The following is a 15,014-nucleotide window of genomic DNA, read 5'->3' as shown; positions in this document are numbered from 1 at the left end:
ACATATATCGATTTACCGACAAAAAAGACGATATTATCAAATCCACTCAGCTCTATGATCGCGAATAAACTTCATATCTTTCTCATAATGCTCTAAATGTCCTTCATCAATCATTTTTTGGAAATTCAAATCGCCTTCTTGTGCTTTTCTTTTCATATATGTACATAATGCTTCTAATCGTAGTAACACTATTCCTAAGTAATCTTCGTCCATATGTTTACCGTAGGACTGGACAAACAATTTCACTCTTTCTTTCATACGGCTAGCATGTTGTGCCGATTCATAATGAACTGCCTCACCCGATTCTGTATAATACACTCTACTTAAAGGTACACAAGTATAAAGCGTATAAGCGATATCCCAAATTCTCGGACCAGGAGCAGCAACATCGAAATCAATAATACCTACTGGTTTCTTGTCATGAAAAATAATGTTATATATAGCAAAATCGTTATGGCAAATAACCTCAATGTTATTTGGAGTAAGATCCATCGGTTGCCATTCATCTGATAAGGGAAAGTCACTTACCGCATCATGATAAAGGCGGAGTATCTTTGCTATTTCTTTCAAAACAGCATTAGACCGCATATATTCTTTTAACGGATAATTCCCAGCTTCTCCTTCAATAAAGGATAAAATCTCTCTATCTTTTTCATCTACACCTAAAAACTTTGGAGCGTGATGAAATCCTTTGTTTTCTAAGTGTTGTAATAATGTATGAATTTTTGTACTACCTGGCTTTAATTCTCGCCGAACAGTATTTTCAGAACGATATACATTTGATACATTTCCCCCTGTAAGTTTTTCTTCGTTGGCGTAGTTTGACATATAATCCCCCTCCAATATAACGACTGTACGATTATATTGTAACACTTCAGAACAAGGGATGTAATCGTATTCAAATGATGTTTGTGCTCACTTCATAGTGAAATTAGCACATACTAAAATCAATTATTTACGAATGTATAATCAATTTAATTTGTCAGTTATTTTCAAAAAAGATTGTACATTTTATTTTAAGTATGCTATGATGAAGTCAGTTGAATAGTTAAATTAAGCAATCCATATATTATCAAGTGCCGAAAAACGAACGAGAAAAAGTATGTGAGAACTAGTTTATGTTTCGTGTTTGATAATGTGTGGATTCTTTTTTTATACAGGAAGACTAAAATAAATTGTGTTTTCTTTAGGAGGAAATAATTATGGCAGTAACAGGACAAGTAAAATGGTTTAACAACGAAAAAGGATTCGGTTTCATCGAAGTTCCAGGCGAAAACGATGTATTCGTACATTTCTCTGCAATCGAAACTGAAGGTTTCAAATCTCTAGAAGAAGGTCAAAAAGTTAGCTTCGAAATCGAAGATGGTAACCGTGGACCTCAAGCTAAAAACGTAATCAAACTATAATTTTATAGTTCATTATGGAAAAGGATGGCTGCTGCCATCCTTTTTTTGTTGTAATATACGAGCATAATGATTATATTTTGGGGAAAAGTATACAAATGAAGTCATACTCGATGTTCGTAGCGGGAATAAAGAAGATCTACACAATACGATTGAAGAAATCTCATTCGCTCGCTTTAGATGAATAAGAAAAAATAGTCGTTTTTTTGAGGACGAAGAAGAGTAAAAGGCTTTCCAAAATGGAAGGCCTTTTACTCTTCTTTTCCAATCTTTTTCTTTTCGCGTTTCTTACATTCAGAGCATTTCGATTTACAAAAAGGTTTTGCAAAGAATAGTAGAATGAAAAATAAGCCGAATATAATGCTGGATGAGTTTTTCACGATTACAATGCTGCTATTTTTCATTTGAATCGTTGGTTGCATTTCTTTTTCTTCCATAGTGGACCTCCATTTATTGGATTTTCCTTTTAATTATAGCAAAGTTAATTGTCGTAATGATGCGAAATGAGGAAGCGGTTGTAAATATTTATAGGTAGTATAAATACATTTTATATAGGCTTTTTATTATAAAATCACTATATTGTTAATTTTAAATTTAAAAGATGTTTGATAAATGATAAAGTATTGTAAAAAAGCGTAATCTGTAAAGCATTTCCTTTTCATAGGTGCTAAAATTATATATGCAGCTGCTAATATAAATAGAAAAAAGGAGACAGTAGAATATGGAAAGTAAAGTAGAACGCTATGTCGAAAACTATGTGGTAAATAAAAATACAATGGCCTTACTTCCTGTTATTCTAAGTGAAAAGAAAATCGTTACACGAGTTGTTGAGATGGAAGATTCTTTTTTCGTATTTCAAAAGCCCCTAGATATTATAGAAAGAAGTTGCCGCAAGCATGGCTCTAGTTTCTTAGGCAGAAAAGAAGGAACGAAAGAGTTAACTCATATTACACATAAAGCACCGATTGCGATTAGTCCAGCGGATCAATTTTATTTTTTCCCTACTTATTCTTACTCTAGAAAAGAGTGCGCTTGGTTGTCTCATTTTTATATTGAAAGTAATAAAGAGTTAAAAGATGGAAATGTTATTGTTAGATTTATAAATGGATTTGCTGTGAAATTAGAAATATCAAAAAGCAGTTTTGAAAATCAACTAAATCGTACAGCGAAATTGCGTACTGAATATGAAGATCGTAGAAAAAAACAAGGGAATCCTTGTTTTAAAGAGATTGATAAAACTCAAGAATCTCGATTAAAACCAGCATACGAGAAAGTATATTTTGTGAAAGAAGAGGAAGTTTAAGAGGATGGGGAAAAATCCCCATCTTTTTTATTTGTCAGTTTTTATCGGTAAGTCGATATATTTGAGAAATCCCTGATATAATTTCACCTACTGAGGAATTTGTCAACAAAACAAAAGTGTCACTTCTAAAACCGCGAAACGTCCTGTCGAATATTGATAGATTATCATAGCGTAATAATGAAGGAATTCTAATGAAAGATATGGAAACTTAATAATTACATCTCCATATGTCGTATCTACCATTTCCTCTTTCATATAAGCAATGATACAGTAGAGGTAGTACTTAGAGTAAAGGGGTAAAGTGTAGAATGGATTTTCAGACAATCAAAGAGTATTTTTCACCAGAAAATATGGATCATATTGTTGAAAGCTATAAAGCGTTCGGACCACTTCTTGGTATTGGTTTACCGATGATAGAAGCGTTGATTCCGGCATTGCCACTCATCGTATTTGTACTGGCAAATGCTGTTGCATTTGGATTTTGGCTCGGTTTTCTTTATTCTTGGCTTGGATCAGTAATGGGTGCCTTACTTGTCTTTTTCATTATCCGCCATTTTGGACGAAGTCGTTTCTTTTCTTTTGTAAATAAACATGAGAAAGTAAGGAAGGCAATGGGATGGATTGAAAGGAAAGGATTTGCGCCGATTTTCGTCATATTTTGTTTTCCGTTTACACCGTCTGCGCTTATAAACGTTGTCGCTGGTTTATCTCGCATTAGTGTAAAACAGTTCGGGCTTGCGCTTGCGTTCGGAAAGCTTGTGATGATTTTTATTTTAACGTATATCGGTCATGATTTAATGTCATTTATTCATAATCCGGTGAAATCAGTCATTGTAGCAATTGGTATTTTTATTTTATGGTATGTCGGTAAGAAAATCGAAGTAAAGTTAGAACTACATTAAGAATAGTCTTCTTTGTAAAGGAAAGCTTCATTATTAAAGGATAAGGGGAGAAGCGGATGAAGAAAACTTTGAAAAAAGAAGGCATAGAGTGGATACGAACAATTTTAATTGGTGTATTATTAGCTGTATTTTTTCGAACGTTTTTCTTTTCGACGTACGTTGTAGAGGGGAAGTCAATGATGCCAACATTGCAAGATGGTAATATGCTCGTTGTAAATAAGGTGAGTTATCAAGTGGGGGACTTGAACAGGTTTGATGTTGTTGTGTTTCATGCGAATAAAAAAGAGGACTACGTAAAACGAATTATCGGTTTACCTGGAGATCAAATTGAATATAAGCATGATAAACTGTATATAAACGGACAATTCGTGGATGAACCTTATTTAGAAACGTATAAGAAAGAGATAAATGGACGACAACTAACAGGTGATTTTAAACTAGAAGAGTTAACGAAAGAAAAGTCGGTGCCACCTGGCTATATTTTTGTAGTGGGTGATAACCGCCTCGGGAGCTGGGATAGTAGACACTTTGGATTTGTAAAAGCTGATACAGTTGTCGGTAAAGTTGATTTACGATATTGGCCAATTCAAGAGGTGCAAACGAATTTTTCAAAAGGTTGATATAATAGATAGAAGTATAGAAAAAGGCAAACAATTATGTTTGTCTTTTTTACTTTATATTTTTTCAATCTATTGCTAATGAGAATGTTTAGCTGGTATCGTGACCAAGGATAAAAAAATTTTTATATCGTTAAAAAATAACGCATTAGGATATATAAGTACCGGTTTAGATGTCTTTAAAGATATGAAAGAAAATTTGGAAAGTAATGCAAGCAGTAGTAAAATTGTAGGAGACATTGTTGGTGATGTAGCGGTTGGAGTAGGTTCTACTGCTGCTAGTACTTGGGCGGGTGCTGCAGTCGGTACAGCAATTGGAGGACCTATTGGAACTGTGATTGGGGCTGGTGTAGGTTTTACCGCTTCTGTAGTATCTAGCATAATAACGGATGGAATTAAGTTCGATAAAGGGGACTGGAATAATGATGGTGAAAAAGACTCTATAAAAGACCGAATTAAATCTGGAATAGGCTCTGCTTTAGATGAAATCTTTTAATTTTCTATGAGGTGCATAATGGATAAATATAACTTTAAAAATATAGATGATGGCATACGAATATTACTACCATTTGATATAAGAAATATTGTCGGAGCCTTTGTATGGTTTATTATGAATTTTTTGTTATTGATTATAATTTTTGTATTTCCACCAATATATAATGTGTATTTTTACTTGGCGCTTCCATTTTTTATAGTATGTAACTTGTGGGGAATTTGGATTTTTATTAACAAACCTAAGCAGCCTCAATTACAACATTTACTATATTCTGGATTTGTTGGAACTAGCATTTCATTTTGTAGTTTTATAGGTGTTCAAAAAATAGCTTACGAGTTAATAGGATTGGCATCACCTTTATTTTTTATTCTATCATTTATAGTATACTGTTTGGTTGTTTATAAATCCGGACAATTGTGGATTAAATATTTTACAGCTCGTTTAATGGGTATAAATGATCAGAAGGTGAAATTTTCAAAAGTCGGTGTTTTTTCAGGTGTAGGCTACATTGTTGGTCAAATTAGTATAGGAATTTTAAGTCAAGATTCTCTAGCGATTTTGCTAATTATCTTACTGTCATTTTTCTCGGTTATTTTCTTGTTTGCGAGTGTCCATGTGTATTTTTATTTTGATTTTAAAAAACATCTTATTACAGGGCATTCAAAAATGAAACAGGTTCAACAAAAATCTAATCTTACAAGAAAGGAAAGGAGAAGGAAATGAATTCACATCTTCTACCTATAGGCTCTATCGTAATCTTAAAAGAAGGAACCAAGAAACTCATGATTTATGGGCGTAAACAACAAGTAGAAACAGATAAAGTGAAAAAATTTGACTATATGGGATGTTTTTACCCAGAGGGCTATATTAGTCCTGATTTTACTTATTTATTTAACCATGACGATATTCAAGAAGTTATATCAAGTGGATATAAAGATGAGGAAGAAAGAGCTTTTCAACAAAAGATATTGTCTAAAGTGGAGTAAGAAATATTACATAGAAAAAGCTGCTTATATGAGCAGCTTTTTCTATATAATTAAATACTTTAGCGGTTGTATTTTTATGTTTTGAGATGGGGTATCGTCATTATACATGTTTGTCTTTTTTCGTGTCCTATAATACAATTATAGTAGCAAACTAACGTTCGTTATGTAAGTGAAAGGTGGGGTTACATGTCACTTCGATTTGTGATTGGTAGAGCGGGAAGTGGAAAAAGTACACTTTGTTTACACGAAGTGCAAGAAGAGTTAAAGCAGCGTCCAAGAGGGGAAACAATATTATATCTTGTGCCAGAACAGATGACATTCCAAACGCAGCAGGCGTTAATTGGTAGTGAGGATGTAAGAGGTTCTATTCGGGCACAAGTTTTTAGTTTTTCACGATTAGCGTGGAAGGTACTGCAAGAAGTTGGTGGAGCGAGTCGCCTTCACATTGATGAAGCGGGCGTACATATGTTACTTCGTAAAATTGTAGAGTCTCGTAAAGATGGATTATCGGTGTTCCAAAAAGCAGCGGAGCAAAACGGTTTCTTTGAACATCTTGGTAGTATGATTGCGGAGTTTAAACGTTACAATGTGACGCCATCTAACGTATATGAAATGTGGCAACAATTAGACGCACATAGTAGCAGTGCAGAACAAAAGCTATTAGCGAATAAAGTGTATGATTTACAACTATTATATGATGATTTTGAACGTGCTTTAATCGGAAAATATTTGGATTCAGAAGACTACCTACAATTGCTAGTCGAAAAGCTTCCACATTCTGAATATGTAAATGGGGCTGAAATTTATATAGATGGATTTCATTCATTTTCACCGCAAGAACTAGAAATTGTAAGACAGCTTATGATTTGCGGTGCGAGAGTTACGATCACGTTAACGATAGATGAAAAAACGTTAGCGCAGCCGGTAAATGAACTAGATTTATTTTATGAAACGACATTAACGTATGAAAAAATAAAGCAAGTGGCGCGTGAAGAGAAGATAGAAATTGAAAAAACGATTCCACTTATGGAACAACCGCGTTTTCATTCGCAAGCATTAGCGCATTTAGAAACGCATTACGAAGCACGTCCAAATGAAAAGTTTCACGGAGAAGCAAGTGTAACGATTAGTACAGCAGCGAATTTACGAGCTGAAGTAGAAGGTGTTGCGCGTGAAATTCGTAGACTTGTGGCGGATGAAGACTATCGTTACCGAGATATTGCAGTCCTTCTTCGTAACGGAGAAAGTTATTACGATGTGATGCGAACGCTATTTACAGATTATAATATCCCGCATTTCATCGATGAAAAACGCCCGATGTCACATCATCCGCTAGTAGAATGCATTCGTTCTGCACTCGAGATTATTAGTGGAAATTGGCGTTATGATGCAGTGTTCCGCTGCGTGAAAACAGAGCTTTTATATCCATTAGACGTAAGAAAAGAAACGATGCGCGAAGAGATGGATGAGTTTGAAAACTACTGTTTAGCGTACGGTGTACAAGGGAAGAGATGGACTTCTGAGGATCCGTGGATGTATCGCCGCTATCGTTCTCTTGACGATACGGACGAGATGATTACAGACAGTGAACGTGAAATGGAAGAGAGAATAAATCGACTGCGCGACGTTGTAAGAACGCCTGTTATTCGTATGCAAAAAAGACTGAAGCGAGCGGGAACAGTGATGCAAATGTGCGAAGCTGTTTATTTATTTTTAGAAGAGCTAGACGTTCCGAAAAAACTAGAAGCATTACGTATTCGTGCAGAAGAGAGCGGAGATTTCTTATTTGCGACAGATCATGAGCAAGTATGGGAAGAAGTAATGAGTCTTCTTGATACGTTCGTTGAGATGCTTGGTGAAGAGAAAATGTCACTTTCTATGTTCACAGACGTTATGTCGACAGGTCTTGAGGCGCTTCAATTCGCAAACATTCCGCCGTCATTAGACCAAGTGTTAATTGCTAATATTGATCGTTCAAGATTATCAAATGTGAAAGCAACATTTGTCATTGGCGTGAATGAAGGAGTTATTCCGGCAGCACCGATGGATGAAGGGATGCTTTCTGATGAGGAAAGAGATGTTCTTAGCGTTGCAGGTATCGAATTAGCACCAACGACGAGACAAACCTTATTAGAAGAACAGTTCGTTATGTACCAAATGGTAACGAGAGCAACTGAGAAATTATATATTTCATGCCCGCTTGCAGATGAGGAAGGGAAGACGTTACTTGCGTCTAGCTTTATTAAGAAAATAAAAAGAATGTTCCCTGATGTGAAAGATACATTTATTACGAATGACGTGAATGATTTATCACGTTCGGAACAAATTTCATACGTAGCAACGCCAGAAGTAACGTTGTCATATGTTATGCAGCAACTTCAAACGTGGAAGCGATATGGATTTGAAGGGAATTTAGATTTTTGGTGGGATGTATATAACTTCTACGTAACTTCAGATGAATGGAAACAAAAAAGTAGCCGCGTATTATCAAGTTTATTCTACCGAAATCGTGCGCAAAAGCTAAGTACAGTTGTAAGTAGAGATTTATATGGAGATAAAATAAAAGGAAGCGTATCTCGTATGGAACTATTTAACCGTTGCGCATATGCTCATTTCGCGCAGCACGGTTTATCGTTAAGAGAGCGTGACATTTTCAAACTGGATGCACCCGATATCGGGGAACTATTCCATGCAGCGCTGAAGAGAATTGCGGACAGGCTATTACGCGAAAACCGTACTTGGGCGGATTTATCAATAAAAGAGTGTGAGCATCTTTCTGCTGTAGTAATAGAAGAGATTGCACCGTTATTACAAAGACAAATTTTATTAAGTTCAAATCGTCATTTCTATTTAAAACAAAAACTACAACAAATCATTTTCCGTACATCAATCATTCTTCGTGAACATGCGAAGTCAAGCGGTTTCGTACCAGTTGATTTAGAAGTGCCATTCGGTATGGGCGGTACAGGATCGCTTCCGCCGATGGAATTCTCATTACCAAATGGTGTAAAGATGGAAGTAGTTGGTCGTATTGACCGTGTTGATAAGGCGGAAGATGAAAATGGGACGTTCCTACGTATTATTGATTATAAATCAAGCTCAAAAGCGTTAGACTTAACGGAAGTGTATTACGGATTAGCACTTCAAATGTTAACGTATTTAGATGTTGTTACTTCGAATGCACATACGTGGATGAAAAAGGGAGGTACTGCATCACCGGCTGGTGTACTGTACTTCCATATCCATAACCCGATCGTTGAGATGAAGGGTGACGCATCTGAAGCAGAAATTGAGAAAGAGATTTTAAAGAAATTTAAAATGAAAGGACTTGTACTAGGAGATGCTGATGTTGTTCGTTTAATGGATAACAAACTTTCGACAGGAAGCTCTGATATTATTTCTGCTGGTTTGAAAAAAGACGGCAGTTTTAGTGCGCGTTCGAGTATTGCAAGTGAACAAGAGTTTAACGTACTTCAAAAATACGTACACCATACGTTTGAAAATATTGGAAAAGACATTACAGAAGGCGTTATTGATATTGCTCCTTATAAGAAGGGGAATAAAGCGGCGTGTACGTTCTGTAACTTCAAATCTGTTTGTCAGTTCGATGAATCACTCGAAGATAACCAGTTCCGTACGCTAAAAGATATGAAAGATAGCGAAGCGATGGAGAAAATTAGAGAGGAGGTTGGCGGAGAATGATTGAAAATTGGCCTGAAAAACCAGAAGGTAGTCAGTGGACGGATGACCAGTGGAAAGCGGTTGTAGCGAACGGACGTGATATATTAGTCGCGGCAGCAGCTGGATCAGGGAAAACAGCAGTATTAGTTGAACGTATTATTAAAAAAATTATAAATGAAGAAAATCCAGTCGATGTCGACCGCCTGCTCGTTGTAACATTTACGAATGCAGCGGCGCAAGAGATGAAAAACAGAATTGGGGAAGCGTTAGAAAAGGTATTAATTGATGAGCCAGGATCGCAGCACGTAAGAAAGCAGCTTAGCTTATTAAATAAAGCTTCTATTTCAACGATCCATTCATTTTGTTTACAAGTAATTAGAGGATACTACTACATGCTTGATGTTGATCCTCGTTTCCGCATTGCGAATCAAACAGAAAACGAATTATTAAAAGAAGAAGTGTTAGATGACATATTAGAAGAAGAGTATGGAATTGAAGATAATAGTATTTTCTTTGAACTCGTTGACCGTTATACGAGTGACCGTAGTGATGATGACTTACAGCGTATGATTTTAGCGCTTCATACAGAATCAAGAGCGCATCCAAATCCGGAAAAATGGCTCGATAAATTAGTAGAAGCATACGACGTGGAAGGAAAGACAATTGAAGATTTAGTGTACGCTTCTTACTTATTAGAAGATGTGAAATTCCAGCTTGAAACAGCAGAGACACATATTCGTAAAGCGACTGAACTCGCGATGCTTCCTGACGGTCCGGCGCCCCGCGTTGAAACCCTGCAAGCAGATGCAGTTTTACTTGGAACGTTGTCATCAGCTGCTTGTGAGTCATGGACAAATGTGTATGAAGCGATGCAAAATGTATCGTGGCAAACGTTAAAGCGTATTAAGAAAAGTGATTACAACGAGGATGTTGTAAAACAAGTAGACTCTCTTCGTAATAAAGCGAAAGATGAAGTGAAGAAATTACAAGAAGAGTTATTTAGCCGCAGACCTGAAAGTTTCTTACGAGATTTTCAAGATATGCATCCTGTATTAGAAAAACTCGTACAGCTTGTAAAAGTATTTACAGAGCGTTTCCAAGCGATGAAGCGTGATAAAGGGATGGTTGATTTCACAGATTTAGAGCATTTCTGTCTACAAATTTTAAGTGAACAAAGTGAAAACGGTGAAATGAAGCCGTCAGCAGTAGCGCTTCAATATCGTAATAAATTTGCTGAAGTACTAGTCGATGAATATCAAGATACGAACTTTGTGCAGGAATCCATTATTAAATTCGTAACGAAAGATTCTGAGAGTGAAGGGAACTTGTTCATGGTAGGTGACGTGAAGCAGTCGATCTATCGTTTCCGACTAGCAGAACCAGGCCTGTTCCTAGGAAAGTATAAACGCTTTACGCAAGAAGGATTAGACGGCGGAATGAAAATCGATTTAGCGAAAAACTTCCGTAGCCGTCATGAAGTGTTAGCAGGTACGAACTTTATTTTCAAACAAATTATGGGCGAAGAAGTCGGAGAAATCGACTATGATGCTGACGCTGAATTAAAGTTAGGTGCTAGCTATCCAGAAGGTGAAGATGTAACAGCTGAACTACTATGTATTCAGCAAACAGAAGAAGAAGTGCTAGACGGTGAAGAAGGTGCGGAAGTAGAAAAAGCGCAACTTGAAGCTCGCCTTATGGCGCAGCGTATTAAAGCGATGGTTGATTCAGGTTATGAAGTGTATGATCGTAAAACGGATAGTATGCGCCCTGTACAATACCGCGACTTCGTTATTTTACTTCGCTCTATGCCATGGGCGCCGCAAATTATGGAAGAGTTAAAGCTGCAAGGAATTCCAGTATACGCTGATCTTGCGACTGGTTACTTTGAAGCGACAGAAGTAAATATTATGATGAACGTATTCCGAGTGATCGATAATCCGATGCAAGATATTCCGCTTGCCGCCGTACTTCGTTCACCAATAGTTGGACTAAATGATGAAGAACTTGCAACATTGCGTGCTCACGGAAAGAAAGGTTCGTTTTATGAAGTAATGAGCTCATTCTTAAAAGGGGCACCGCTTGAAGAAGAACAAGAACTACATGATAAATTAGAGTGGTTCTATAACTTACTGCAAGGATGGCGTGAATTCGCGCGTCAACAGTCACTTTCTGATTTAATTTGGAAAGTGTACGGTGAGACAGGTTATTACGACTTTGTTGGCGGTTTACCAGCCGGAAAGCAAAGGCAAGCAAACCTGCGTGTACTTTATGACCGTGCAAGACAATATGAAGCAACATCGTTTAGAGGATTATTCCGCTTCTTACGCTTTATTGAGCGTATTTTAGAACGCGGTGATGATATGGGAACGGCGAGAGCTTTAGGTGAACAAGAAGATGTCGTTCGTATTATGACGATTCATAAAAGTAAAGGACTTGAGTTCCCAGTCGTATTTGTAGCGGGACTAGGTCGTCGTTTTAATACACAAGATTTAATGAAACGTTTCTTACTGCATAAAGACTTTGGTTTCGGTTCACAATTTATCGATCCTCGTAAACGCATTAAATATACGACATTATCGCAACTAGCAATTAAGCGTAAAATGAAAATGGAATTAATCGCGGAAGAAATGCGCGTGTTATACGTAGCGTTAACGCGTGCGAAAGAGAAGTTAATTTTAATTGGAACGGTTAAAGATGCCAATAAAGAAATGGAAAAATGGCTCGATGCAAGGGAGCATAGTGAATGGTTATTACCAGACCATATACGTGCCGGAGCGTCTTGTTATTTAGACTGGATTGCACCTTCATTATATAGACATCGTGATAGTGAAATGCTTCTTGAATTAGGACAAGGAAGCATTCCGGGTGAAATCTATGGATATGACACGAGCTGGAAAGTAGAAGTTGTTGACGGCAAAACGTTACTTGCACCGGAACCGGTTCAAGAAGAGAAACAAGAATTGTTAGAAGCACTTCGTGAGAAAAAAGCTGTTCCCCTGCAAAGTGAACGGAAAGAAGAAGTGTACGACAGATTAATGTGGAAGTACGGATATGAGGAAGCGACATCTCATCGTGCGAAACAGTCTGTTACAGAAATAAAGAGAAATTATCAATCTGAAGAAGGTAGCGATAATGCCTTTATTAAAAAACTACGTGCACCAATTAAAACACGCCCTCGTTTTATGGAGAAAAAAGGATTAACGTACGCTGAAAGAGGTACGGCAGTTCACGCTGTCATGCAGCATGTTGATTTGAAGAAGCCGATTACAGAAGAAGTGATTCGAGAGCAAATTAGTGGCATGGTTAATAAAGAATTATTAACATTCGAGCAAGCAGAGGAAATAGCGATTGAAAAAGTCATTTCATTCTTTGACAGTGACTTAGGTAAAAGGGTATTAGCGGCGAAAAGCGTTGAGCGTGAAGTGCCATTTACGATGATGCTTGCAGCAGAAGAAGCATATCAAGATTGGCAAGGGAAGAGCGGGGAATCAATTCTTGTCCAAGGGGTTATTGACTGCATGATTGAAGAGGAAGATGGTATCACGCTAATCGACTTTAAAACGGATACGATTGAAGGGAAGTTCCCAGGCGGATTCGATCAAGCGAAACCAATTTTAGAAGATCGATATAAAGTGCAGCTTTCTTTATATGCAAAGGCACTTGAAAAAAGCTTGCAACATCCTGTGAAAGAGAAATGCTTATACTTCTTTGATGGCAACCATGTTGTAAAAATTGAAGAATAGAGAGGCTTGAAAATGACAACGGAAAAAACGTTAAGAACATGTGAAAAAGGACATGAATATTATAAAAGTAGCGATTGTCCAACTTGCCCAACCTGTGAGAAAGAAAAGAAACCAAAAACAGGATTTCTTTCACTTCTTTCATCACCAGCACGAAATGCGCTAGAGCACCATGGAATTCACACGATAGAAGAACTCTCAAAGTATAGTGAAAAAGAAATTTTAAAACTACATGGTATGGGACCTGCGTCTATGCCGAAGCTTAGAAATGCTTTGAAGGAGAAGGGATTATCATTTAAATAAAATGAAACAGTAAACAGTGGAGTTTTTGATAATATTGAATGAGGTAAAAGAAAAAAGTAGGAGATATTCTCCTACTTTTTTTACGCTGTTCCAATTTGATCTTGATCAGCCACATCAGAATCAAACGTATTTGTTGCACTAACACCGTTAAACGTATTCACGACAAATCCAACATTGGAAGCTCCGGAACCATTATAAGCTTTCGTATTTTCTTTCGGAGACACGTTATAAAAATCCCCTAAATTAAAAGAACCATTACTGTTTTGAACGACGAGATTTCCAACAACAGAAGGCATACCATCCACCTACTTTACTAAGCTTTTTAATTACTATATGAATTATTGTGCGGAAGGTTCATCCGTAATATATTGGCGGATTTGCATAATACGAGAGTTATTAAAAACATAATCAACATTTCCAATTTGAAAGCAACCAGAATTTAAAAGTGTTCGCAATTCAACATTGTTTACTTCAATAAAAGGGCATTCATTTACAATGTTTAATTTTACATCTGTCGTTCGTTTTGGGATTGTGATGTGTTCATCTGTAAAGATTTCAAATGCGTCTAAGCGGCCTTCGTCTTTTATATAACAAGGAATTTCCCTATGGACGGCAAGAGCTCTACTTTTTAATTCCATTTGATTGGCATCTCCAACTTGAAATACGGCACTAATCCCTAAAGAAATAATAGAAACATTTTGGACAACAGACACATGATGTAACATAGTTTCTCAGTCTCCTTAACCTGGAGTAGGAGGGACATCTGTGACTAATGGTACAAATGGACCCTCTGTAACAGTTTCAAATGGTGTATCAAGAATAGAAGATAGTATGAGGAAATTTGCATCCCCAATTAAAAAGAGTGCGGACGACGATACACCGTTCATTTTAATTTGGCCGACTTTTAATTCGCGATTTACAACGTTAAGATTCATACATACTTACTCCTTTCGGAAATTGCCCGGTATGTGTTGAATAAAAGAGAGGAAAGCTTTGTCGATATCATGTTTCATTGCTTGAATAATGATATCTCGTAAATAATCTGGATCTGTTGAAATCCCTTGATAGGATTGCGTTTGTGATAAATAATAAGGAAGTCTATGCTCCATCTGTTTTTTTATGTCATCAACCATCATTTGTCGATACATTTCATCGAGCGGCGTTCTCTCTTCTTGTTCAAAATGGAGAATTCGATTATATGCTTCTTCATCTAAGTAACGATGCATTTCTTGAAGGATGCCTTGGTAAAAATCTGGGTTTGTATCTGTTTCAGGATTTACTTTTAATGTTTCTGTATCCACTTGGAAATCTTCAATTTGCTGTCCTTTTGCTGAAAACGGATTTAAACCGATATTTAAAGTACCATTTAAATTTTCTACTTTTAATTGATCGAATTTGTATTCCACTTTTCCTACAGAAGAGGAGGGGCGATTTTTTAATTCGTTAAGCTCTTCTTGGAGTTGGCGAACTTGATCTTCTAGGTTAAGGATGGTTGCTTGTTGTGTTTGAAGAGCTTGTTGAAGTTGGTGTAAGTAAGTATATATATCTTGATTCATTTTGTGAAACCTCCTTTTCAGTAGGGA

15 protein-coding genes and 1 pseudogene are annotated in these 15,014 nt (G+C 36.7%); 10 read left to right on the top strand and 6 right to left on the bottom strand.

Annotated features, from left to right (window positions below):
• Positions 1-36: 36 nt before the first annotated feature.
• Positions 37-828, bottom strand: a complete 792-nt coding sequence (locus DM800_RS12785; protein WP_098200877.1) for a phosphotransferase — start codon at positions 826-828, stop codon at positions 37-39.
• Between the two features lie 374 nt (positions 829-1,202).
• On the opposite strand from DM800_RS12785, the gene cspA reads away from it, so the two are divergent.
• The gene (gene cspA, locus DM800_RS12780; RefSeq protein ID WP_000301521.1) at positions 1,203-1,406 is read left to right on the top strand and encodes an RNA chaperone/antiterminator CspA; all 204 of its coding nucleotides are present in this window, start codon (positions 1,203-1,205) and stop codon (positions 1,404-1,406) included.
• A gap of 248 nt (positions 1,407-1,654) precedes the next feature.
• Here the strand turns inward: cspA and DM800_RS12775 are convergent, their stop codons facing one another.
• Complete coding sequence (locus DM800_RS12775) at positions 1,655-1,840, bottom strand: hypothetical protein (RefSeq protein ID WP_097907352.1); 186 nt, start codon at positions 1,838-1,840, stop codon at positions 1,655-1,657.
• A 284-nt stretch (positions 1,841-2,124) separates the two neighbouring features.
• On the opposite strand from DM800_RS12775, the gene DM800_RS12770 reads away from it, so the two are divergent.
• The 9 genes and pseudogenes from DM800_RS12770 (at position 2,125) to DM800_RS12725 (ending at position 13,431) form a co-directional block, all read left to right on the top strand.
• A complete protein-coding gene (locus DM800_RS12770) occupies positions 2,125-2,706 on the top strand; it encodes a competence protein ComK (RefSeq protein ID WP_088062435.1) in 582 nt (193 codons plus the stop codon).
• Between the two features lie 308 nt (positions 2,707-3,014).
• On the top strand, positions 3,015-3,608 hold the full coding sequence (locus DM800_RS12760; RefSeq protein WP_000347516.1) for a TVP38/TMEM64 family protein: 594 nt from the start codon (positions 3,015-3,017) through the stop codon (positions 3,606-3,608).
• A gap of 56 nt (positions 3,609-3,664) precedes the next feature.
• Positions 3,665-4,228 (top strand): signal peptidase I, encoded by a 564-nt coding sequence (gene lepB / locus DM800_RS12755; RefSeq protein ID WP_048567025.1) that lies wholly within the window; start codon positions 3,665-3,667, stop codon positions 4,226-4,228.
• Positions 4,229-4,352: 124 nt separating this feature from the next.
• A pseudogene (locus DM800_RS12750) lies at positions 4,353-4,721 on the top strand (WXG100 family type VII secretion target); the annotation flags it as partial.
• A gap of 18 nt (positions 4,722-4,739) precedes the next feature.
• On the top strand, positions 4,740-5,444 hold the full coding sequence (locus DM800_RS12745) for a hypothetical protein (RefSeq protein ID WP_087984718.1): 705 nt from the start codon (positions 4,740-4,742) through the stop codon (positions 5,442-5,444).
• The gene (locus DM800_RS12740) at positions 5,441-5,707 is read left to right on the top strand and encodes a DUF4176 domain-containing protein (RefSeq protein WP_097890481.1); all 267 of its coding nucleotides are present in this window, start codon (positions 5,441-5,443) and stop codon (positions 5,705-5,707) included. The genes DM800_RS12745 and DM800_RS12740 overlap by 4 nt, the downstream gene beginning before the upstream one ends.
• Before the next feature lie 186 nt (positions 5,708-5,893).
• Positions 5,894-9,409 carry a helicase-exonuclease AddAB subunit AddB gene (addB, locus tag DM800_RS12735; RefSeq protein ID WP_097906732.1) on the top strand — a complete coding sequence of 1,172 codons (3,516 nt, stop codon included), beginning with the start codon at positions 5,894-5,896 and terminating at the stop codon, positions 9,407-9,409.
• A complete protein-coding gene (gene addA, locus DM800_RS12730) occupies positions 9,406-13,131 on the top strand; it encodes a helicase-exonuclease AddAB subunit AddA (protein WP_147786930.1) in 3,726 nt (1,241 codons plus the stop codon). Before addB ends, addA begins: the two co-directional genes overlap by 4 nt.
• 12 nt (positions 13,132-13,143) lie before the next feature.
• Positions 13,144-13,431 (top strand): RNA polymerase alpha subunit C-terminal domain-containing protein, encoded by a 288-nt coding sequence (locus DM800_RS12725; RefSeq protein WP_147786929.1) that lies wholly within the window; start codon positions 13,144-13,146, stop codon positions 13,429-13,431.
• Between the two features lie 80 nt (positions 13,432-13,511).
• On the opposite strand, the gene gerPF is transcribed toward DM800_RS12725, so the two are convergent.
• Genes gerPF through gerPC form a run of 4 tightly spaced genes read right to left on the bottom strand, consistent with a single transcriptional unit; the run spans position 13,512 to position 14,987 of the window.
• The gene (gene gerPF / locus DM800_RS12720; RefSeq protein ID WP_001141566.1) at positions 13,512-13,727 is read right to left on the bottom strand and encodes a spore germination protein GerPF; all 216 of its coding nucleotides are present in this window, start codon (positions 13,725-13,727) and stop codon (positions 13,512-13,514) included.
• Between the two features lie 42 nt (positions 13,728-13,769).
• Positions 13,770-14,156 (bottom strand): spore germination protein GerPE, encoded by a 387-nt coding sequence (locus tag DM800_RS12715; RefSeq protein WP_000902337.1) that lies wholly within the window; start codon positions 14,154-14,156, stop codon positions 13,770-13,772.
• A 15-nt stretch (positions 14,157-14,171) separates the two neighbouring features.
• Positions 14,172-14,366 carry a spore germination protein GerPD gene (gene gerPD / locus DM800_RS12710; RefSeq protein WP_001052804.1) on the bottom strand — a complete coding sequence of 65 codons (195 nt, stop codon included), beginning with the start codon at positions 14,364-14,366 and terminating at the stop codon, positions 14,172-14,174.
• A gap of 6 nt (positions 14,367-14,372) precedes the next feature.
• A complete protein-coding gene (gerPC, locus tag DM800_RS12705; RefSeq protein WP_147786928.1) occupies positions 14,373-14,987 on the bottom strand; it encodes a spore germination protein GerPC in 615 nt (204 codons plus the stop codon).
• Positions 14,988-15,014: the final 27 nt, after the last annotated feature.

This window comes from Bacillus sp. AY18-3, assembly GCF_008042305.1.
Taxonomy (GTDB): Bacteria; Bacillota; Bacilli; order Bacillales; family Bacillaceae_G; genus Bacillus_A; species Bacillus_A wiedmannii.
The sequence above is the reverse complement of the archived record's forward strand: the minus strand, read 5'-3'. Positions and strand labels throughout refer to the sequence as shown.